General features: G+C 68.0%; 15 protein-coding genes and 1 rRNA gene. 14 read left to right on the top strand and 2 right to left on the bottom strand.

The window, feature by feature from the left end; translation table 11 throughout:
* Positions 1–74 precede the first annotated feature (74 nt).
* The 3 genes from FBZ83_RS27050 to FBZ83_RS27040 all read left to right on the top strand — a co-directional run bounded on the left by FBZ83_RS27050 (position 75) and on the right by FBZ83_RS27040 (position 5,138).
* Positions 75–1,334, top strand: coding sequence for an endo-1,4-beta-xylanase (locus tag FBZ83_RS27050; protein WP_145689897.1), 1,260 nt, complete (start codon positions 75–77; stop codon positions 1,332–1,334).
* 161 nt (positions 1,335–1,495) lie between these two features.
* Complete coding sequence (locus FBZ83_RS27045; RefSeq protein WP_145689896.1) at positions 1,496–2,422, top strand: class I SAM-dependent methyltransferase; 927 nt, start codon at positions 1,496–1,498, stop codon at positions 2,420–2,422.
* A gap of 229 nt (positions 2,423–2,651) precedes the next feature.
* The gene (locus FBZ83_RS27040; protein WP_145689895.1) at positions 2,652–5,138 is read left to right on the top strand and encodes a cellulase family glycosylhydrolase; all 2,487 of its coding nucleotides are present in this window, start codon (positions 2,652–2,654) and stop codon (positions 5,136–5,138) included.
* 169 nt (positions 5,139–5,307) lie between these two features.
* Here the strand turns inward: FBZ83_RS27040 and FBZ83_RS27035 are convergent, their stop codons facing one another.
* Positions 5,308–6,789, bottom strand: coding sequence for a lipopolysaccharide biosynthesis protein (locus tag FBZ83_RS27035; RefSeq protein ID WP_119510211.1), 1,482 nt, complete (start codon positions 6,787–6,789; stop codon positions 5,308–5,310).
* Between the two features lie 860 nt (positions 6,790–7,649).
* On the opposite strand from FBZ83_RS27035, the gene FBZ83_RS27030 reads away from it, so the two are divergent.
* From FBZ83_RS27030 to FBZ83_RS26975, 11 genes are all read left to right on the top strand, one after another.
* Positions 7,650–9,095, top strand: coding sequence for an exopolysaccharide biosynthesis polyprenyl glycosylphosphotransferase (locus FBZ83_RS27030; RefSeq protein WP_145689894.1), 1,446 nt, complete (start codon positions 7,650–7,652; stop codon positions 9,093–9,095).
* A gap of 291 nt (positions 9,096–9,386) precedes the next feature.
* Positions 9,387–10,724 (top strand): O-antigen ligase family protein, encoded by a 1,338-nt coding sequence (locus FBZ83_RS27025; protein WP_145689893.1) that lies wholly within the window; start codon positions 9,387–9,389, stop codon positions 10,722–10,724.
* Positions 10,725–10,787: 63 nt separating this feature from the next.
* Positions 10,788–11,720: a glycosyltransferase family 2 protein gene (locus tag FBZ83_RS27020; RefSeq protein ID WP_145689892.1), complete on the top strand. Its 933-nt coding sequence runs from the start codon at positions 10,788–10,790 to the stop codon at positions 11,718–11,720.
* A 16-nt stretch (positions 11,721–11,736) separates the two neighbouring features.
* Positions 11,737–12,936 (top strand): glycosyltransferase family 4 protein, encoded by a 1,200-nt coding sequence (locus tag FBZ83_RS27015; protein WP_247888498.1) that lies wholly within the window; start codon positions 11,737–11,739, stop codon positions 12,934–12,936.
* A gap of 80 nt (positions 12,937–13,016) precedes the next feature.
* Positions 13,017–14,144, top strand: a complete 1,128-nt coding sequence (locus tag FBZ83_RS27010; RefSeq protein WP_145689890.1) for a glycosyltransferase family 4 protein — start codon at positions 13,017–13,019, stop codon at positions 14,142–14,144.
* Between the two features lie 116 nt (positions 14,145–14,260).
* Entirely contained in the window at positions 14,261–15,172 is a 912-nt protein-coding gene (locus FBZ83_RS27005) for a polysaccharide deacetylase family protein (protein ID WP_145689889.1), read from the top strand.
* A 540-nt stretch (positions 15,173–15,712) separates the two neighbouring features.
* Entirely contained in the window at positions 15,713–16,012 is a 300-nt protein-coding gene (locus FBZ83_RS26995; RefSeq protein ID WP_145679156.1) for an acyl carrier protein, read from the top strand.
* A gap of 64 nt (positions 16,013–16,076) precedes the next feature.
* Entirely contained in the window at positions 16,077–17,636 is a 1,560-nt protein-coding gene (locus FBZ83_RS26990) for a class I adenylate-forming enzyme family protein (protein ID WP_145689888.1), read from the top strand.
* A gap of 38 nt (positions 17,637–17,674) precedes the next feature.
* Positions 17,675–19,693, top strand: coding sequence for an asparagine synthase (glutamine-hydrolyzing) (gene asnB, locus FBZ83_RS26985; protein ID WP_145689887.1), 2,019 nt, complete (start codon positions 17,675–17,677; stop codon positions 19,691–19,693).
* 93 nt (positions 19,694–19,786) lie between these two features.
* Positions 19,787–20,794: an NAD(+) synthase gene (nadE, locus tag FBZ83_RS26980; RefSeq protein WP_137141467.1), complete on the top strand. Its 1,008-nt coding sequence runs from the start codon at positions 19,787–19,789 to the stop codon at positions 20,792–20,794.
* A 38-nt stretch (positions 20,795–20,832) separates the two neighbouring features.
* Complete coding sequence (locus FBZ83_RS26975) at positions 20,833–21,897, top strand: GNAT family N-acetyltransferase (protein WP_247888497.1); 1,065 nt, start codon at positions 20,833–20,835, stop codon at positions 21,895–21,897.
* 151 nt (positions 21,898–22,048) lie between these two features.
* Here the strand turns inward: FBZ83_RS26975 and FBZ83_RS26970 are convergent.
* Positions 22,049–22,141 (bottom strand): 23S ribosomal RNA (locus FBZ83_RS26970); the annotation flags it as partial.

The raw sequence follows: 22,141 nt of genomic DNA, 5'->3' as shown, positions 1-22,141 counted from the left end.
CCCTCACCCTAACCCTCTCCCCAAGGGGAGAGGGAATTTTCATTTCATCGCAAACCACACGAGGCCCGACGCCCATGGCCCAGACCTCGCCAAAAGCCACCTCGCCAAAAGCCCTCTCCTTCACGCGCCGGGACGCCTTGCGCGCCGCCGCAGCCGCCGCGGTGCTGGCAAGCTGCAAGGCCGCCGCCGGCCCCGCCGTCGCCGAGGCGGCGTCCGTTGCCGCGGTGCCCAACCCCACCCTGCGCGACGCCTGCCGGGCCGCCGGCATTCTGCACGGCGCCGCCCGCGACCATCTGATCGAGCCGGAAGACCCCATGCTCGACACGCTGATGGCGCGGGAATGCGACGTGGTGACGCCCGAGAACGGCGGCAAATGGGCCGTCTTCCAGCCGCAGGAGGGCAATTTCGACTGGGGCCGCTTCGATGCCGGGGTGGAGCTGGCCCGCCGCATCGGCGCCAAGCCCAATTGGCACTGCGCCCTGTGGCAGCACATGGGCATGCCCGACTACATGACGCTGCCGGCCAGCCGCCAGCGCGCGCTGGGCATCGCGGAGAGCGCCTATTTCTCGGCCGACGGCACGCTGTCCGAGGACAATTACTGGCCGCGCTTCACCGCCATGGTCGCGGCGGTCAAGCAGCGCTACGGCGACAATTTCTACCGCATCGACGTGATGAACGAGGCCTTCTTCTGGGAAACCGAGCGCAGCCACCCGCAGGAGCAGGACCGCTACGGCTTCCGCAAGGGCATGTGGTGGGTGGTGGCCGGCGGCGCCAAGGGACCGGAGTGGCTCGACCCCTTCTTCCACCACATCCGCAAGGAATTCCCCTCCGCCAAGCTGGTCATCAACGAATTCGGCATCGAGATCGACGAGGGCTGGCAGCAGCGCAAGCGCGCCTATTTCCAGACTTGGCTGACCGACGCGGTCAATCGCGGCGTGCCGATCGACGGGGTGGGGCTGCAGAGCCATCTGATGGCCGGCAAGCCCTACGACCGCGAGGGCATGAAGGGTTTCCTGCGGGCCATGGACCGGCTGGGCCTGCCCATCCACATCACCGAGTTCGACGTGAACGAGAAGCATTTGCCGCGCTCCTGGTCGCGGGCGGAGAAGGACCGCGCCATGGCCTTCCTGGCCGGGCAGTATCTGGGCGACATCGCCGGCAACGCGCGGCTGGCCGAGCTGTGCTGGTGGCACCTGCGCTCCGACCTGAACTACATCTCCCGCGAGATGCCGGAGTTGAAGCCCCACCCCTCCCCCTACGACGCGGCGTCGCGCCCGCTGCCGCTGTACGAGGCGTCGGTGCAGGCGCTGCGCGGGCGCAACCGGTCGGGGTGAGGCCAGTCGGGGTGACTCCGGCCGGGAGGCGGCGCGGTACCCCTTCCGGCCCCGTTACCCCGCCCGATCGCGCGGCCCGTTGCGCCGTCCGCGCCTGTAAGGATTTCCGACAACGACCTTAGATTAGCGGAACAGCGGCGTTTCTCCCAACGAGGTGATCTGTGGACACGTTGACGTCGGATGAGCTGGTCGCCCGCTACAAGCGGAAGTTCGGTCTGGCCCCGAACTACCCCCTCAGCGAAACCATGGTCCGCCAGCATTGGGACCTGGAACGCCAGCTCGCCCGCGAGCTGCTGGATTCCCGGCGCGAAGAGCGCTGGACGGTGTTCGAGCGGAACTACACCACCCTCTACAGCGCGTGCCCCTGGCTGAACGACGCGGTGGACACGGCGGCGCAGAACGACGAGCTGGACTTCCGCCACTTCCTGACGCTGCTCAAAGGCACGCGGGACGTCTACGAAGTCGGGTCGGGCAAGGGCCGGCTGCTCAGCTATCTGGCCCGCCACGGCCACCGCTGCGTCGCCACCGAGATCACCCGCGAGCGCGGCGAGCGCTGGACCGACGAGCGCTCCAACGTGACGTGGCGCTGCTGCGACGGCGTCAACCTCGCCGAGTTCGAGCCGCGCGGCCATTACGACGCCGTCGTCTCCACCCACGTCATCGAGCATCTCCACCCCGAGGACGTGTCCGTGCACCTGTCCAACGTGCACGCCATCCTCAAGCCGGGCGGCCGCTACGTGCTCAGCATGCCGCACAAGCACGCCGGGCCGATGGACCTGTCGGAGGTCTTCGGGCTGGATGAGCCGATCTGCATGCATCTGCGCGAATACACCTGGAGCGAGACCGAGCGCGCGCTGCGCGAGGCCGGCTTCACCCGGATGGAGGCCGTCTACATCGCCCCGATGGCGGTCCGCCGGCGCATGCACATCCATGGGTCCGGTCGCGCATACCTCGCCTATGTGAAGGCCGTGGAATCCTTCATGGGAGCGATGCCGTTAACCCTACGGCGCAAGCTCGGCAAGCTCGGCCAGCTCTACCTGTTCCGGCCGGAGGTCTTCATGGTGGCTCACAAAAGTCACGAGGGCTGAGGCGGCGGATTTCGGAAACCATTCTGTAACAAGACTTTACACTTCTCCCTCCCCGTGGCCGCAAGGCCCCACTGTGGCGCGGAAACCGCAGCGAAGGCGGTTTCTCGCGCCTCATTCTTTTCACAGCCCAGCGTGGCTTTTGAGCCGCATTTCCCTAAAATCCGAAATACCTCGTTAACCAATTGGGCCTCACCTTTGCTCCACCGAAAATGGAGAGAGGTTACTTCCAATGGCAACGACCACCACGGGTCTCGTCGACACGACCTTCGTCGTCAACGCCTCGGGGCAGGCTGCCGGCGGGATCTGGCCGCAGTTCCGGCTGCTCCTGGATGGTGTCAACCTCGGCCAGGCGACGGTCAGCTCGACCAGCGACGGCCGCTACACCTTCAAGGCCCAGGTCGCACCGGATCAGGCGCACAAGCTGCAGATCGTCTACTTCAACGACGGCTTTGTGAACGGGCAGGACCGCAACCTGCTCGTCAAGTCGCTGGAAGTGAACGGCAAGTCCGTCGCCTCCACCAGCTCGCTGGTCAGCTACGACCGCGGCGCCTCCGACGGCAAGGACGTGATTCCCGGCCAGGAAGGCATGTGGTGGGACGGTTCGCTCGATTTCGCTCTGACCAAGGATTATTTCCCGGTCCCGACGCCGCCGGCCCCCGCCGGCAACACCCAGGTCATCCTGAACCTGCAGGGCAACGCCGCAGCCGGCGTCAACGCGCATTTCAACCTGCTGATCGACGGCAAGAAGGTCGGCGAGGGCATGGCCGGCACCTCGGCCAAGGACTACGCCTTCTCGATCAACGCCACGGCGGATCAGGCGCACAAGGTCCAGATCCAGTACGACAACGACGCCACGATCAACGGCCAGGACCGCAACCTGCTGGTCAACAAGATCACCATCAACGGCAAGTCGGTCCTGCCCACCGACAGCATCGTCACCTATGACAAGGGCGCCTTGGACGGCAAGGACGTGGTCAAGGGCCAGTCCGGCATGTGGTGGAACGGCACGCTGGTCGTCGACGCCGACAAGAGCTTCTTCGCCGGCTCCTCGAACCCGAACAACCCCACCACCCCGACCAACCCGCCGGCCCCCACCCCGACCAAGCCGACCCTGTCGGTCAGCGACGTCTCGGTGACGGAGCCGACCGGCAAGACCACCGGCATCGCGCCGGGCTTCCTGCACACCGAGGGCGGCCAGATCATGGACAGCAGCGGCAAGGCCGTGAAGCTGACCGGCGTGAACTGGTTCGGGTCCGAGGGCTACGCCTTCGCGCCGCAGGGGCTGTGGATGGACAGCTACCAGAGCCACATGAACCAGATGAAGGATCTGGGCTTCAACACCATCCGCCTGCCCTACTCCGACGCGATGCTCGACAACGGCCGCATGCCGACCGGCATCGACTATTCGAAGAACCCCGACCTGCGCGGCAAGACCTCGCTGGAGGTCTTCGACAAGATCATCGACTACGCCGACAAGATCGGCATGAAGATCATCCTCGACCACCACCGCTCCGGCGATGGCGCGTCGGCCAACGAGAACGGGCTCTGGTACACCAGCCAGTACCCGGAATCGAAGATGATCGAAAACTGGAAGATGCTGGCGACCCGTTACAAGGGCAACGACGCCGTCATCGGCGCCGACCTGCACAACGAGCCGCACAACCCGGCGACCTGGGGCGACGGCGGCCCGAACGACTGGGCCCGCGCCGCGGAGCGCATCGGCAACGCCATCCAGTCGGTCAACAAGGACTGGCTGCTGATCGTCGAGGGCGTCGAGACCTATCAGAACCAGTGGTACTGGTGGGGCGGCAACCTGCTGGGCGAGAAGAACTACGAGGTCAAGTTCAACGAGCCGGGCAAGCTGGTCTATTCGGTCCACGACTACGGCCCGTCGCTCTACATGATGGACTGGTTCAAGGCCAACAACTTCCCGAACAACATGCCGGCGAAGTGGGACCAGATGTGGGGCCACTTCATCCAGAACGACGAGACCCCGATCCTGGTCGGCGAGTTCGGCAGCCGCATGGAAACCGCCATCGACAAGGCGTGGATGCCCAAGCTGATCCAGTACATGAACGGCGACTGGAACGGCGACGGCAAGATCGACCTCGCCGCGGGTGACCAGGGGGCGAGCTGGACCTACTGGGCCTGGAGCCCCGGTTCGGGCGACACCGGCGGCATCATGAACGACAGCTGGAAGGTGGACTACAACAAGTACAACGCCATCAAGGCGGGCCTGTACAGCAGCACTGCCGCCAGCCCGGTCACCACCGACGCCGTGTTCACGGTGAAGCTGTCCCAGGCCTACAACCAGACGGTGACGGTGGACTACGCCACGGCGGACGGCACGGCCAAGGCCGGTTCGGACTATCTGGCGACCAGCGGCAAGCTGACCTTCGCCGCCGGCGAGACCACCAAGACGGTCGCCGTCAAGGTGCTGAGCGACGACGTGGTCGAGGGTGTCGAGACCTTCAACCTGAAGCTCTCCAACCCGACGCAGGCGACCATCGCCGACGGGACCGGCATCGGCACCATCAACCCGCCGGGCACCGCCCAGGCCCTGTCGGCGGACCTGCTGGCCCACAGCCTGGCCCAGGACACGGCGACGGTGCAGTCGGTGGGCGTGCAGTCCACGCTCGACCTGTCGTCGGTCGACTTCTCGCACATGATGACGGTGGAGGCCGTGAGCCTGATGCTCGAGCATCAGGCCGCGTAACGACCGCGGAAGCGGTGAAGGTCCCCTCTCCCGCCCCGGGAGAGGGTGCCCGCGTAGCGGGCGGGTGAGGGTCGTACGAGGATCAGGCACCGATCCTTGGCGGCACCCTCACCCTTCCCACGCTGACGCGTGGGCCCCTTCCCTCTCCCGAGGCGGGAGAGGGAAAATCTCAGGACGCCGATTGCAGGCGGCGGACGCGGCCCAGCAGCAGCTTGCCCAGCATCGCCCGGCCCGTCGATCCCATGCCCGGACCGAACACCGCCGCCGCCAGGAACACCAGCACCAGCAGCACCTTCTCGGCGGTGAAGGCCGGGTCGACCGCGGTGCCGAACAGGTACCAGCCCGCCGCGTAGGCGAAGGCCGCCGGCACCAGGATCCAGCCGATGCGCACGGCGTTCAGCGGGACCTCGTCGCGGCAGATGCGCCGGCGCACCGTCTCGGTCAGGACGATCTGGAAGACCTCGCGCCCGAGGTTGGCCAGAGCGGCGCCGAGCAGGCCCCACTGCCAGACCAGCGCCAGGGCCAGGGCCGAGCCCACCGCGAGGCTGGCCGCGGAGATCCAGGGCAGCACGCCGACGCGCTTGGCCTTCAGGATCGCCACCTCCGGATTCATCCGCACCCCGTGCAGCACATAGGCCAGCACCAGGAAGGGCATGCTGGTCAGCACCGGCGTGTAGTCGGCCGACGCGATCAGCCAGAGGATCTCCGGCGCGGTCAGCGCCAGCCCCAGCCCGGCCCCGGTCAGCAGGACGACGAACAGGTGGAAGACGAAGTCCGCCTGGCCGTGGTCCGCCGCGCCGTGCTGGGACTCCAGCCGGCTGACCGACCAGATCTGCAGGAAGGAGGCGGTGAGGAACATGAAGAGGATCTGCGACAGCCGCATCCCGAAGGCGAACAGCCCGACCGCCGCGGTGGACAGCAGGATGTTCAGCAGCCAGCGCGAGACGAAGTTGTTGGCGATGTCGAGCAGCGACTGCGGCGCGTATGGCAGCCCCAGCGCCGCCACCCGCTTCAGGATCGGCAGGGAGAAGGAGAAGCCCGTGTCCTTCAGGATCGCCACCACCAGCAGGAGGCCGAGCGCCAGGAAGGACGCGCCGTTCGCCAGGAAGATGCCCTCCACCCCGAGGCCGAGCGCCCATAGGAACAGCAGGTTGAAGGCCAGCAGGGCGACGACCTTGGCCAGCGACACCAGCAGGCACAGGCCCGAGCGCTTGCGCGCCCGGTAATAGGCCAGCGCCAGCTCGAACAGGGTGGTCAGGGCGACCCCGGCCAGCGCGATCGCCATCACCGCGGCGTGGCCGGTATCGCCGAACATCGCCCAGCTTCCCGCCATGCCCAGCGGCCAGGCCAGCCCGACCATCGCCACCGACGTGCCGACCACCGCCAGCAGGCAGGTGCTGGCGACGCGGCGCCGGTCGCCCTCTTCCGCGTGCTCGAAATAGACGGCGGTGAAGGCGTTGTTCATGCCGATCATCAGCATGACCGCCAGCAGGTCGGCGACCACCACCACCAGCGCGTAGACGCCGAATTCGGAAGGGCTGAGAAGCCGTGTGTAGAGCGGCAAGAGCAAAAGCCCGGCAGCCCGGTTCACCACGTTGGCCAGCATGAACAGCCAACCGTGTTTCAAGATCGTCGCTGCTTCGGACGCCATCAGGAACTCCGCCTAGAACTCCGGTGGGGCGGCGCTGCCGCACCCGCGAACGCAATTCCGATGATTGGAACCGGACCGGGACGTTTCAATTTCGCGTTGGTGCCGTCGTCGTCCTCTTCGGACGTATCCCGATGGCAACCCGTCCCCCCACCCCGGCTCTCCCCCGCTTTCGCAGGGGAGGGAGATGATCGCGGAGCGGTGGCGGTCCCCTTCCCTGCGAAAGCGGGGGAGGGTCAGGGAGGGGGCAACACGGTTCACCAGTCAGGCAGACAACCGGCCCAGCCTGCGAGGGCACTCCACCGCGATCAACGGGGCGTTGGAGACACCCCCTCATCCGGAATCGCCCAACGGAGTCTTATGGGATACGTCCGTGCCTCCACCTCGGCGGGACGGGCAGGCCAACCTGAGGGAAACGCACCGCCGCCCGGTGGCGCACCCGACCATAGGGGAGCGGGAACATCCCTCGAATACCCCCAATTTGCGGGGAGGAAAGGAGTAGCCGGGGAGCGGCGGTGGCAGCGCCGCCACCGATCCGGATGATCCGGACGAAGTCACCCACTTTCCTTAATCTCTTCACACTCATCCAAGGGAATCCACTCTGGATGTAAGGGGTATCGCCGCTGGCGGGGGAAGCCTCTTGTGATTTGTTGATTGACGGCGGCCTTTATCCTAATTCGTGGAGAACAGCGCAACCTCCTGATCTGTCTGCACAGAGCCAAGGCACGCGCTGATATTTGTGTGTCTTTCGAAACACAGAAAGACTCAAAGAAAAAGCTGATGAGAGACCGTCTTACGCTGCGGCGCGTTAGGTCAGGCGCGAGGCGGATGACATTCCGTTTCACACATAAATGGGACCTGCGATGAGCAAACTCGACCCAGAAGCGGTCATCAATCTGGCCCCGGTGAAGAAGACGGCCATGCCGACGGTGGGACCCGGGCTGCTGTTGGCTCTGTCCGACGGCTTCATGCTCGCCCTGCTCGGCTGGACGCTCATCCAGCTGTTCGGAAGCGACACCCTGACTCCGGAAGCGGACCTGTCGCAGCGCGCCCTGGTCACCGGCCTCATGCTGGTGCCGCTGGTGAAATCGGTTTTCGGAATTTATTCGCTGGGCCGCTTCGATTACCTGGAGCGCACCCGCCGCACGTTCCAGGCGGCCCTGCTGTCGGTCGCCGTGCTGGCCGTGCCCTTCATCGTCATGGACGGCTTCCGCTCCTTCTTCGTCGAGGCGCTGTCGGTCGCCCTGATCGGCTTCGCGATCACCTACGCCGCCGACCTGCTGCTGGTGCACGGGCTGATGGCCAGCGCGCTGAACTGGCGCACCCCGGTGGTGATCGTCGGCGCCGGCCCGCAGGGTGCCGCCATCGCGGAGAAGCTGCAGCGCCTGCCCTGGCTGGGGATGCGTCCGGTCTGCTTCTTCGACGACGACGACACGCTGTGGCAGACCCGCGTCGCCAACCTGCCGGTGGTCGGCTCGACCGACCTGCTCGCCAAGTCCCCGGCCTACGCCCAGCAGGCCCAGGCGGCCATCGTCGCCGACATCGGGCGCCATGGCGCGGACCTGACGACTCTGGTCGGCCGGCTGCCCTTCAAGCAGGTCTATTGCCTGCTGGGCGAGGGCAACGTCAGCGCCGTCGACGCCACCTACCACAACCTGCACGGTTCGCTGGCCCTGCGCGTCTCGGTCCGTCCGCCGACCAGCTACCTGCGCATCCGCCGCGCGCTCGACATCCTGCTGTCGGGCCTCCTGCTGGTGGCGGTGGCGCCGCTGATGCTCGGCATCGCCGCGGCGATCCGTCTGGACAGCCCCGGTCCGGTGATGTTCCGCCAGAAGCGCTGGGCCGGCGGCGACAAGACCTTCGACGTGCTGAAGTTCCGCTCGATGCACATCAACGCGGAGGAGCATCTCCAGCGCCTGCTGGAGAACGATCCGAAGATGCGCGAAGAGTACATGACCTACCACAAGCTGACCTACGATCCGCGGATCACCCCGATCGGCCGCTTCCTGCGCAAGACTTCGCTCGACGAACTGCCGCAGCTGGTGAACATCCTGATGGGCGACATGAGCCTGATCGGCCCGCGCGCCTACATGCCCAAGGAACTGCCGGAGGTCGGCGCCTCGGCCGAGGTCATCGGCTCCGTCCGTCCGGGCCTGACCGGCTACTGGCAGGTGTCGGGGCGCCACCGCACCACCTTCCAGGAACGCGTCGCGATGGACGTCTTCTATGTCCGCAACTGCGGCCTGCTGTTCGACTTCTACATCCTGTGCAAGACGGCGGTGATCGTCCTCAAGGGCGAAGGGTCATGACCCCGCAGCGCTCCATCCAGGCCCCTCTTCCCAACCGGGAGAGGGGCTTTCCCTTTTCTGGGCTCCGCTCCGACGCCGCCGGGACCGGCCGTCATAGGCCCTGCGGGACCCGCAAGATCGGGGTGGATGGCCCAACCGGAGGTAGCCCCGATGGGGACGGCCTCCTTAGGCCTAATGCCTCCGCCCGGCTACAGGTCCGGGCATCGGGTTGGCATCTTCAGAAAACGATGCGGTGCGCCCGCCATGGGCGTTCACTGCCATAGCAGCCCTTTTCACCGGAACAGCGGCCCCATGAAAGTCCTCGAAGTTCTGGAAAAGAGCATCACCGTCTTCTGCATCGTCTCGTTCGGCGGCTCGGTGCTCCCGGCGCTGCTGACCGGCGGCGGAACGACCGATCCGGACGCGCCGGGCGCGGTGATCTACTTCATGGCCGTCTACGTCATGATCCTGGGCCTGATCGCGCTGCGGCCCAGCCTGGCCTTCCGCATCCCGACGGGAAGCCCGGCGGTGTCGCTGATCGTGGCGCTGGCCTTCCTGTCGGCCCTGTGGTCGATCTACCCGGACGTGACGCTGCGCCGCGCGGTGGCCTTCCTGTTCACCACCGCCTTCGCCGTCTATCTGGCGCTGCGCTACACCTTCCCGGAAATCATCCGGATGCTGGCGACCGGCCTGTCGATCCTGATGGTGCTGTCCTACGCCTCGGTCTTCGCCATGCCGGCGGTCGGGCTCGACCACGAGCAGCATGTCGGCGCCTGGAAGGGCATCTTCTGGCAGAAGAACGTGACCGGCCGCATGATGGTCTGGCTGGTGCTCTGCCTGCTCTGGCTCGATTGGACGCGCGAGGGCAAGCGCTGGGTGGTCCGGCCGCTGCTGCTGATGGCCCTGCTGCTGATCGTGATGAGCCGGTCGGGCACCGGCCTGGTGACCTCGATCCTGGTCGCCGGCCTGCTGCTGGCCAGCGGCTTCGTGCGCGGCGGCATCCGCAGCTTCGCCCCGGCCATGGCCTTCGTCCTGCTGGTCGCGGTGGTCGGCATCACCAGCGGCACGACTTTCTGGCACGACATCCTCTACATGCTGGGCCGCGACCCGACGCTGACCGGACGCACGGTGCTGTGGGAACACACGCTGATGTCGATCCAGGACCGCTTCCTGCTCGGCTGGGGCTACGGCGCCTACTGGTACGGAGCCTACGGTCCGGGCAGCACCTTCACCCAGGGCTGGGGCATCAACTCCGCCCACAACGGGTGGATGGAGGCGTGGCTCGACCTCGGCCTGCCCGGCGTGATCCTGACGGCGATGCTGATGGGCCGCCTGCTGATCCAGGGCTTCGGCGCCATCCGCTACAGCGAGAACCGCGCCGAGCCCGCCTGGATCTTCACCGTCGGCTGCGCGCTGCTGCTGATCTCGGTGTCGGAGAGCGTGTTCCTGGAACGCCATTCCCTGAACTGGATCGTGCTGGTGATCGCGGTGACCCGTCTCGTGCAGCGCCGTCGCTGGGCGAAGATGCAGGCCCGGATGCACGACCAGCAGCAGGCCGCCCACGCCGGCTTCGCCAGCTCCTCCCCCTACGGAACCTCCTACGGCGGGCCGTCGGCCGCCGGCTGGAGCGGTCCGGCCCGGCCCGGCTGACGGATACGGAGGCCCCCGCATGTTCCATCCCCCGAAATCTCCGTCGCGACAGAAGGTAGTGTCATGACGCCCCCGCAAGAGATGGTCACCGTCGTCATCCCCACCCGCAACCGGCCGGACATGGTCGCGCGGGCCGTGGAGAGCGCCCTGGCCCAGACCTACGCCCCGCTCGAAGTCGTCGTCGTCATCGACGGCCCCGACCCCGCCACCGAGGAGCGTCTGAGGGCGTTCGGCGATCCGCGCCTGACCGTGATCGCGCTGGAACAGAACCGCGGCGCCGCCGGTGCCCGCAATCTGGGCGTGGAACGCGCGGAAGGCGCCTGGATCGCCTTCCTCGACGACGACGACGAATGGATGCCGGGCAAGATCGCCCTGCAGATGGCCGCCCGCCCGCCCGGCGTGCGCTACCCGATCATGAGCTGCCGCTGCAAGGTGGTCACCGCCCGCGGCGACTTCGAATGGCCGCGGCGCCTGTGCACCCCGCGGGACCGGATCGGCGACTACCTGTTCGTCCGCCACGGGCTGTTCAAGGGCGAGACCTTCGCCCCCACCACCACCCTGCTCGCCCCGAAGGCGCTGCTCCAGCGCCAGCCGATCCCGAAGTCGGCCTTCGACGACTGGGAGTGGCTGATCTCCTGCGGGCAGATCGAAAGCTGCGCCCTGGTGACGGTGCCCGAGGTGCTGGCGATCCATTATACGGAATCCGACCGCATCACCCTGTCCACCTGCCACAACATCGACATGGCCCTGAACTGGGCGGAGTCGGTGCGGCCCCGGCTGTCGCCGCGCGCCTACGCCAGCCTGCTGCTCCAGGCGACCGGCGGGGAGCAGGCGGCGCGGACCCCGGCGGTGCGCAAGCGCATCCTGAAATCGGCGCTGCGCGACGGCGCGCCGACCCCGATGGCGCTGACCACCTTCCTGATGCATTCGCTGATGCCGGTCGGGCTGCGGCGCCGGCTGCGTCAGGCCATCTTCTCGGCTCCCGGCGCGGCGTGAGGGCAGAATGGGTTTGATGGACATGGGTTTCCGGCGCAAGAAGGCGGCCCGCGCCTGCATTGTCTTCGCCACCCCCGGCGCGCTGGACGGCGGCGGGGGGATTGGGCGGATGACGGGCTACATCGTCGACGCCTTCCAGAACAGCTCGGCCGCCCCGGACACCGTGGTGCTCGACACCCGCGGCACCGGCAGCGCCCTGCTGTCGCCGGTCTATCTGGCCGGCACGCTCGCGCGGCTGGGCGCCCTGATGCTGCGCCGCCGCCCGACGGTCGTGCACATCAACGTGTCGGAGAACGCCAGCGTCTGGCGCAAGGCGGTGGTCCAGCTCTTCGCCGGTCTGTTCTCATGCCCCACGGTCGTGCATCTGCACGGCGCGTCCTTCATGGAGTATTTCGACAAGGGGCCGGTGTCCCGCGCGATCAGCCGCTGGCTGTTCGACCGCTGCGGCATCGCCCTGGTGCTCGGCGAGAGCTGGCGGAACTTCCTGGTGCAATCGGTCGGGACGGACCCGCACAAGGTGCGCGTGCTCTACAACGCCGTGCCGGACATCGGCGCCGACCTGCCGGTCCGCGCGGCCCCGCCGGAGGGGGCGATCGTGTCGCTCCTCGTGCTCGCCAACCTGTCGGAGCGCAAGGGCATCGGCACGCTGCTGCGCTCCTGCCGGCTGATGAAGGACCGGGGCTTCCGCTTCCGCGTGACCATCGGCGGCGGCGGCGACGTCGAGGGCTACCGCCGCATGGCGGCGGAGCTGGGCGTGGACGGCGAATGCCGCTTCGAGGGCTGGATCTCCCGCGAGCAGGCGCACGCCCATTTGCGCAACCACGACATGCTGCTTCTGCCCTCGACCCATGAGGGGTTGCCCATGGTGATCCTGGAGGCGCTGTCCACCGGCATGCCGGTGGTCACCACCCCGGTCGGCTCGATCCCGGAGGTGCTGACCGACGGGGAGACGGCGCGCATCGTCCCGGTCAACGACCCGGAGGCGCTGGCCCACGCCGTCCGCGACCTCGCCGCCCAGCCGGCGCTCTACGCGCGCCTGTCGGCGCAGGGGCGCCGGCTGTTCCTGGAGAAATTCGTCATCGAGTCCTATGGCCGCAGCCTTCAGGACATCTATGCGGAGCTGAACCGCCCCGACGCCGTCCGGCGCCCCTCATTGGGAGCGCTGCCCGACGCCGCGGCGGCCAAGCCATCGCTGACCCGCGCGGGCCGACAGTAAGAACCCATTTTCTCCGCGGGGTCCTTTAATTCCTTCCTCCCTGAAGCTTCGCGAGGGGAGCGCGACAGTCAGGAGCGGATATGATCTACATCGTTTCACCCGGCGGCACGCTCGAAAAGGGCGGCATGGGGCGAATCGTCGACAACTTCACGACAGACCTGCGGGAAAACCGTCCCGACGTGAAGTTCGAGGTGATCGACAGCTACGGGCCGGACGCGAAATTCCACCTGATGCCTTTCTACTTCGCCGCCGCGCTGCTGCGCCTGTTCGGCTGCTTCGCGACCGGCAAGGCCCAGCTCGTGCACATCCACATGGCGGAGTATGGCAGCGTCCTGCGCAAGGGGCTGATTGTCGCCATGGCTTCGCTGTTCCGGGTGCCGGTCGTCCTGCATCTGCACGGCGGGCGTTTCCCGAAGCATTACGAGGACGCCAAGCCGCTGTCCCGCTGGGCCATCCGCCACATGATGGAGATGACCAGCGAGGTGGTGGTGCTGGGCGAATACTGGCGCAACTGGGTGGTCACCACCTTCCCGGCGGTGCGCCGCACGACCCTGCTGCACAACGCCGTGCCGGGGCCGGAAACCATCCCGGAGCGCGCGGAGGACGGGCCGGTGCGCCTGCTGTTCCTCGGCCGCCTGATCAAGCTGAAGGGCATCGACGTGCTGCTCGACGCCCTGGCGTCGGAGGCCTGCCGCAGCCGCTCCTGGCAGCTGACCATCGCCGGCGACGGCGACCTGGAGACCTACCGCGCCCAGGCCAAGGCGCTCGGGCTTGAGGAGCGCGTGCGCTTCACCGGCTGGCTCGACCAGACCGGCTGCCGCAAGGAGCTGGTGCAGGCCCATGTGCTGGTCCAGCCCTCGATGTTCGAGGGGCTGCCGATGTCGGTGCTGGAGGCCATGGCCAACGGCCTGACCATCGTCGCCACCCCGGTCGGCAGCGTGGGCGACGCCATCGCCGACGACGAGACCGGCCTGCTGGTGCCGCCGGGCGACCGGGCGGCCCTGGCCGAGGCGCTGGCCCGCGTGATCGACGACGCGGAGCTGCGCCGCCGGCTGGGCCAGGGCGCCCGCCGCCGCTTCGAACGGCAGTTCGACATCGCCGTCTACCGGGAGCGCATCGTCGAGATCTACCGCCGCAACGCCCGCGGCTGGCTGTCCGAATCGGCGCCCGCGGCGTCGATCGGGCCGCGCCGGGCGCGCTCCGGCTGACGATCCCACCGATCCGGGCCCGGTTCAGAACCGGGCCCGTCCTGCCTTTCAACCGGTCCGCAACCGCCTCGCCAGACAGAACGAAGGACCGGACACACAGCAGAGGTCCAATCCCCATGAAGCAAGCCATCGCGGCCGGAATCGTGCGCTGGACGGGAGTCGGTGCCCTGTTCCGAAATCTGTTCGCGCGCCGGAACGTGACGATCGTCGTGTATCACGATCCGGACCCGGAGGTGATGCGCGCGCATCTCGCCTGGTACGCCGAACGCTACAGTTTCACCACGCTGGACGCGGTGGCCGATGCGCTGGAAAGCGGGCGGTGGGGTGACCTGCCGCCCTATCCGCTTGTCATCACCTTCGACGACGGCCACCGCAACAACGCCCGCCTGGAATCCCTGTTCACGGAATTCGGGGTGCGCCCGACCATCTACCTGTGCAGCCGCGTGGTCGGCACCGCCCGCCCCTATTGGTGGAAGACCGCCGCCGCCGGGCGAATCGGCGCCGAGACTTTGAAGCGCCTCCCCGACCCGGAGCGGCGCCGCCGGCTTGCCGAGGCCGGCGACGATCCCGACCGGGACGGCGCCGACCGCCAGTCGCTGACCTGGGACGAGGTCCGGCGTCTGGCCACCGTCACCGACTACGGCGCCCACACCCGCACCCACCCGATCCTCCTGCAATGCGACGACCAGCGCTGCGCCGAGGAGATCGCTCTGTGCAAGACCGAGCTGGAGGAGGCCACCGGCCTGCCCTGCCGCCATTTCGCCTTCCCCAACGGCGATTTCAGCGACCGCGAGGTGGCGATCATCCGGCAGGCCGGCTACCGAACCGCCCGCACCATCGATCCGGGCTGGAACGGCCCGAAGGCCGACCCGCTGCGCCTGCACGCCGTGCCGATTTCCGACGACGCCTCGGTCGACTGGCTGTCGGTGCAGGTGACCGGCATCCCGGCCTGGCTGCGCAAGCGCAAGAACGGCGGCGTCACGCAGGCCCCCACCCCGACGCACGGCGATCCGCTGCCGGCGGCGTGATTTTTTAATTTTCCCTCTCCCGCCCCGGGAGAGGGAAGGGGCCCGCGCGCAGCGTGGGAAGGGTGAGGGTACGGCAACGGCCAAGTGCTTGATCCTTGTTTTCACCCTCACCCGGCGCCTTCGGCGCCACCCTCTCCCGGGACGGGAGAGGGAATTAGGGCGCCGCCCCCTCAGCAACCATGACGAGAGCGATAGGCCCGCCTACGCCGCAAGTCAGAGAGGGTTCCCCAAGAGTACGAGAAGGTATTCCCTGCTCAATTGCAATGACCCTGAGTGGTTAGCCACTGTCTTCACCGTCCGATCATCCTTTGCACTCTCGAAAACACCGCATTCGAATGCAATAAAGAATGACGTACTCGGCGGCGTTGCCGAAACCTCGCTGCAAGGAACGGGAAACCCCTTTCCCAATCCCACGCAACGAGGCGGTAGCACCGAAAGGAACGGATCGGCCCTTTGGATTAATCCCCCAACGACGCCGACCCTCCGTCCCGATCTGCCGGCCAAGGATCGACGACCACACCCACAGGAGTTGCCAGCGACATGCGGACCGCCACCATGACCACCGATACGACGACCCTGAGCGCACCCGCCACCCAGGAGATCCGCGCCTTCATCGTGGAGAACTTCCTGCTCGGCAGCGACTCCGGCTTCGACAACGCCGAATCCCTGCTGGAGACCGGCATCATCGACTCGACCGGCATCATGCACGTCGTGGCCTTCCTCGAGGAGCACTTCGGCATCATCGTCGAGGACGAGGACATGGTCGCCGACAACCTCGAGTCGGTCAGCCGCATCGCCGCCTACGTCGAGCGCAAGCGGACCCTGAAGGACGCGGCCTGATCCTTCCGCCAGGACGGAACGGGTCATCGGGACAGTCACCGAAGCCAGGCAAGGGAACAGCGTCATGGCGCACCTGCTTCATCAGTTCCTCAGCGAGACCGCCGCAAGCCGGCCGCACCACACCGCGCTGATCGCGGGGGAGAACGCCGTCACCTTCGCCGAGCTGGACCGCCAGAGCGACGCCGTCGCCTGCGCGCTCCAGTCCGCCGGGGTGGTGCGCGGCGACCGCGTGGCGGTCATGCTGGAGAACTCGATCGAGTATGTCGCCGGCCTGTTCGGCGCGCTGAAGGCCGGGGCCGTCTATGTCCCCGTCAACCCGTCCACCAAGGCGGACAAGCTGGCCTACATCCTGACCGACGCCGGCGTGCGGGCGCTGATCGCTCCCGCCGCGCTCGCCCGGCAGGTTGTGCCGGCGGCTGGCGAGGCGCCTCACCTCGCCACCACGCTGTGGGTTGGGCCCGCCGTGCCGGCCGGGGCCGGCGGGCTCTCCTTCACGGACATCGTGGCCACCCACCCGGACCCCCAGTCCGGAGGTTTCAAACCGCAGGACCGCGGCCTGATCGACCAGGATCTTGCCGCCATCCTCTACACCTCGGGAACCACCGGGCGGCCCAAGGGCGTCATGCTCAGCCACGCCGCGCTGGTGAACACCACCTGGTCGATCTCCACCTATCTGGAGAACACCCCCGACGACGTCGTGATGTGCGTCCTGCCGCTGACCTTCGGGTACGGCCTGTCGCAGATCCTGACCGGGGCGCGGGTCGGCTTCACGGTGGTCCTGGAACGCTCCTTCGCCTTCCCGGCGGAAACGCTGGCGCGCATGGTGAAGCACCGCATCACCGGCCTGCCCGGCGTGCCGACCTTCTTCTCCACCCTTCTCGGGATGGAGGCGCTGAAGACCGCCGACCTGTCCTCCCTGCGCTACCTCACCAACGCGGCGGCCCCCCTGCCGACCGCCCACATCGACCGCGTGCGCGAGCGCTTCCCGGATGCCGCCTTCTATTCGATGTACGGCATGACGGAATGCTGCACCCGCATCTGCTACCTCGACCCGCGCGACCTCGGCACCAAGACCGCCTCGGTGGGCCGGGCGATTCCCAACTGCGAAGCCTACGTGGTGGACGAGTTGGGCAACCGCGCCGCCCCCGGCGAGGTCGGCGAGCTGGTGGTCCGCGGCGCCAACGTGATGCGCGGCTACTGGAACCGTCCGGAGGAAACCGCCAAGCGCCTGCGCAGCGGGCCGCAGGGCGAGACCCTGCTCTACACCGGCGACCTCTTCACCATGGACGCCGACGGCTGCCTCTACTTCGTCAGCCGCAAGGACGACGTGTTCAAGTGCCGCGGCGAGAAGGTCAGCCCCAAGGAGGTCGAGAACGCCCTCTACGAGCTGGAAGCCGTGGTCGAGGCCGCCGTTCTCGGTGTGCCCGACGCCGCCGACGGCATGGCGGTGAAGGCCTATCTGGTCGTCCGCCCCGGCGCCACCCTGACCGAGATGGCGATCCGCCAGCACTGCCGGGGCCGCCTGGAAAGCCATCTGGTGCCCAAGTTCATCGAGATCCGCGACGAGTTGCCGAAGACCGACTCCGGCAAGATCCGGCGCGCGACGCTCGCCGAAACCGCCTGATCCTTTTCCGCTGATCACGACACACAGGAGAGCGTGCGATGTGTGGTGTCGCCGGAGTTCTCGCCGGGCCGCGTGCCGAGCCCGCCGGACTCGACGAACTGAAGCGCATGATCGCCATGATCGGGCATCGCGGCCCGGACGGCTACGGCTTCTACCGCGACGGGCGGATCGGGCTCGCCCATGCGCGCCTCAGCATCGTCGGCTTGGCCGGCGGCTTCCAGCCGATCCACAACGAGGAGCGGACTCTCTGGATCACCTTCAACGGCGAGATCTTCAACCACGTCGAACTGCGGCGTGATCTGGAGGCGCGCGGGCACCGCTTCTACACCCGCACCGACACCGAGGTGATCGTCCACGCCTTCGAGGAGTACGGCCCCGCCGCCTGGGCCAAGCTGAACGGCCAGTTCGCCATCGGCCTGTGGGACGCGGTGAAGCGCGAGCTGTGGCTGGTCCGCGACCGGCTGGGCATCCTGCCGCTGTTCTACGCCCGCAGCGGCGACCATCTCGCTTTCGCGTCGGAGGCCAAGGCCCTGTTCGGCGGTGGCCGGATCGAGCCGCGCTTCGACGCCGCCCGCCTCGCCCAGGTCTTCACCCACTGGAGCGTCGCTCCCCAGGGCAGCGTCTTCGCCGGGGTGCAGAGCGTGCCGCCCGCCACCGCCATCCGCATCGACGCCGACCTGCGCCTGCACGAGGCCCGCTATTGGGAGCCGGACATGGCCGGCGATCCCGCCCTGTCCCGCATCACGCTGGACGAGGCGGCGGACCGGCTGGAGGAGAAGCTGCTCGACGCCATCCGCCTGCGGCTGCGCGCCGACGTGCCTGTGGGCGTCTACATCAGCGGCGGGCTGGACAGCTCGGTGATCGCGGCGCTGGCCCGCAAGCTCGACACCACGCAGATGCACAGCTTCGGCGTGCGCTTCGCCGACAACGCCTTCGACGAGACGCCGCAGCAGCGGCTGGTCGCCGGCCATGTCGGGACGGAGCATCACGACATCCTCTGCACGGCGGAGGACATCCAGGCGGCCCTGCCCGACGTGATCTGGCACGGCGAATCGCCGCTGGTCCGCACCGCCCCGGCGCCGCTCTTCCTGCTCTCCCGCCTCGTCCGCGACAGCGGTATCCGCGTCGTGCTGTCCGGCGAGGGCGCCGACGAATGGCTGGCCGGCTACGACATCTTCAAGGAGGACAAGGTCCGCCGCTTCTGGGCGCGGCAGCCGCAATCCACGGCGCGCCCGAAGCTGCTCAGCCGCATCCATCCCTACGCCGCCACCAGCGGCCAGAAGGACAGCCCGCTTTGGCAGGCCTTCTGGAAGCGCGGCATGACGGAGACGGACGATCCCTTCTACGCCCACCGCATCCGCTGGCAGAACACCGCCTGGACCCAGCGCCTGCTGGCCCCGGACGTGCGCTCCGCCGCCAACGCGCAGGCCTTCGACGAGGCCGTCGCCGCCCACCTGCCCGCCGGCTGGTCGCGCTGGAGCCCGCTTGCCCGCACCCAGTGGACGGAGATTGCCGCCTTCATGTCGCCCTACCTGCTGACCAGCCAGGGCGACCGGGTGGCGATGGCCAACAGCATCGAGGTCCGCTATCCCTTCCTCGATCCGGAGGTGGACGACCTCTGCGCCGCCCTGCCCGACCGGGTCAAGATGCTGGGGCTGCGCGACAAGCTGGCGCTGCGCCGCGTCGCCTCGCGCCTGCTGCCGGCGGAGATCTTCCACCGCCCGAAGCGCCCCTACCGCGCCCCGATGACCACCGCCCTCTTCGGCGCCCGGGCCCCGGCCTATGTGCGGGACCTGCTGTCCGAGGAGTCGCTGAACCGCTACGGGCTGGTCGACGCCGCCGGCGTCGCCGCGCTGGCCGCCAAGGCCCACCGCACCGACGGCCGCATGGCCGGCGAGCGCGAGGAGATGGCCCTGGTCGGCGTGCTCACCCTCCAGATGCTCGCCCGGAACGTGCTGGACGAGCTTACGGGCCGGGCCTCGACGCTCCGCGCCCGCTTGGACGCCGCGCCCATCCACATTCTCGAAGAGCATTTGGACAGCGCCGCCGCCGCCTGATCCGGCGGCCCGGCACGGTCCCCAAGGCACAGTCCTTCTCACAGTCCCCATCTCACAGTCGATGCAACAACGCCAACCGGGAAAACCGACACCATGCTGAACGCCCTGCATCCCTTCGACGCCAACGCCCTCTCGCTCGACTGCGCGGCGGCTGCCCGGGAAATCGAACAGTTCATCCAGCGCACCGTCGCCCACGACCTGAAGCGCCAGGGCATCGTGCTCGGCGTGTCCGGCGGCATCGACAGCTCGGTCTGCGCGGCGTTGGCCGTCCGCGCGCTGGGGCCGGAGCGCGTCCTGGCCATCCTGATGCCGGAGAAGGAATCCTCGCCCGACAGCACCCGCCGGGGCCGGTTGCTCTGCGAGAGCCTGGGCATCGAGCCAATCATGGAGAACCTGACCGCTCCGCTGACCGCGCTCGGCTGCTACGACCGCCGCGACAGCGCCATCCGCCGTCTCTTCCCGGAATACGGTCCGGGCTGGAAGCAGAAGATCGGCTTGGCCGCCGGCCTGCTCGACGCCGACCGCGTCAATTACTTCACCATGACGGTGGAATCGCCGGAAGGCGACCGCCAAACCAGCCGCATGCCGGTGGACGTCTATCTGTCGGTGGTCGCCGCCACCAACCTGAAGCAGCGCGTCCGCAAGACCATGGAATACACCCACGCCGACCGGCTGAACTACGCGGTCCTCGGCACGCCGAACCGGCTGGAGTATGAACTGGGCTTCTTCGTGCGCGGCGGCGACGGTCTGGCCGACCTCAAGCCGATCGCCCATCTGTTCAAGACACAGGTCTACCAGATGGCCGCCTATCTCGGCCTGCCCGATGACATCCAGAGCCAGTCGCCGAGCACCGACACCTACACCCTGCCGCAGTCGCAGGAGGAGTTCTACTACGCCATCCCCTACGACAAGCTGGACCTGGCGCTCTGCGCCTACGGCCGCGGCGTGCCGGAGGACGAGGCGGCCCGCGCCCTCAACCTGTCGGTCGAGCAGGTCCGCCGCGTCTACAAGGACATCGTCCTGAAGCGCCGCACGTCGGGCCGCATCCTGCGCAACGCCGCGCTGGTGCAGCCGGTCGAGGTGGATGGGAGCGACGCATGACCGCAATGCCCTGGCTTCAGCGGGGTGTGGAACGGTTCATGTCCGAGGATCGCGTCGCGCTGGAGTCCTTCCAGCGCGACCACTTCGGCGCGGACTCCCCGCTGCTGGACGACACCCATTTCAATTGGCTGTTCGAGGAGCCGCCGACCCCCGATCCGGAGGGGATGCAGCTCTGGGTCTGCAAGCGGAACGGGGGGATCGTCGGCCAGCAGGCGGGCATTCCCTTCGCGTTGAAGGTGGGGCAGCGGCTGCGCCGTGCCTCCTGGGCGATCGACCTGATGGTCGCTCCGGAATGGCGGCTGCGCGGCGTCGGGCCGGGCCTGTCGGAGACCCACGCCGCCGCCAGCGAGGTGAGCGTCTCCCTGTCGATGACCGACGCCGCCTACAAATCCTACAAGCGGGCGGGCTGGCTCGATCTCGGCAACGTCCCGACCTATCTGCGCGTGATCGATCCGCCACGCTGCCTGCGCGTCAGCCCCTATGACGGCGGACTGGCCCGCCTGATGGCGCGGCTGGGCAAGCCGGCGATGAGCGCCGCTTCGCTGGTCGGCCACGCGGCCGCCCGGACCTTCGGCGCCCGGCTGGTCGAGGTCGAGCGCTTCGACGAGCGGATGGACGGGCTGTGGGAGGCCGCGGCCCCCCAGCATCTCTGTGCCGCCCGGCGCGACCACGCCTATCTCCAGTGGCGCTTCGACAAGATCCCCAACGCGGCGCGGCACCGCCGCTTCCTCGTCATGCGCGGTGAGACGGTGGTGGCCTATGTGGTCCTGCGGGTGGACCGCTGGCGCGGCGAGAGTGTCGGGGTGGTCTGCGATTATCTGGCCCGTCCGGGCTGGCTGATGCCCGCCTTCGCCCTGCTGGTCGAGCGCGCCCGGCGGGACCGGCTGGTTGCCCTGCTCTGCCGCACGCTGAACGCGCAGGCGGCCCGTCCCCTGTCGATGATGGGCTTCCTGTGCCTGAAGAACGGTCTGCGCCAGCCGACCCGGATGATGGCCCGCCCCGCCGCCGACCGCCCGGAGCTGACCCCGCTTATCGGCGACCCGAAAAACTGGTTCGTCACCGCCGCCGACAGCGACATGGGCTTCAAGGATCTTGGCGAGTAAGGGGGGCGGGGATAAACCGTCTCGCCCAAAACGAAAAGGGCGCCCGCATGGCTGCGGGCGCCCTTTTCGTTGGGTCGTGCATAAAGTCGAGACTGTGAGGATGCATATTCCGAGCGCATGAGCGGTTTGCCGCTGCACACGACGTTCATGAAGGATCAAGCCGATCGAGCGATTAGTAAGGCTCAGCTTCAGGCGTTGCCGCCCGTCCACATGCCTCCTATCGACGTGATGGTCTGTCACGGCT

Origin of the sequence: Azospirillum brasilense, assembly GCF_007827815.1 — a bacterium.
GTDB classification, from domain to species: Bacteria; Pseudomonadota; Alphaproteobacteria; order Azospirillales; family Azospirillaceae; genus Azospirillum; species Azospirillum brasilense_C.
The sequence above is the reverse complement of the archived record's forward strand: the minus strand, read 5'-3'. Positions and strand labels throughout refer to the sequence as shown.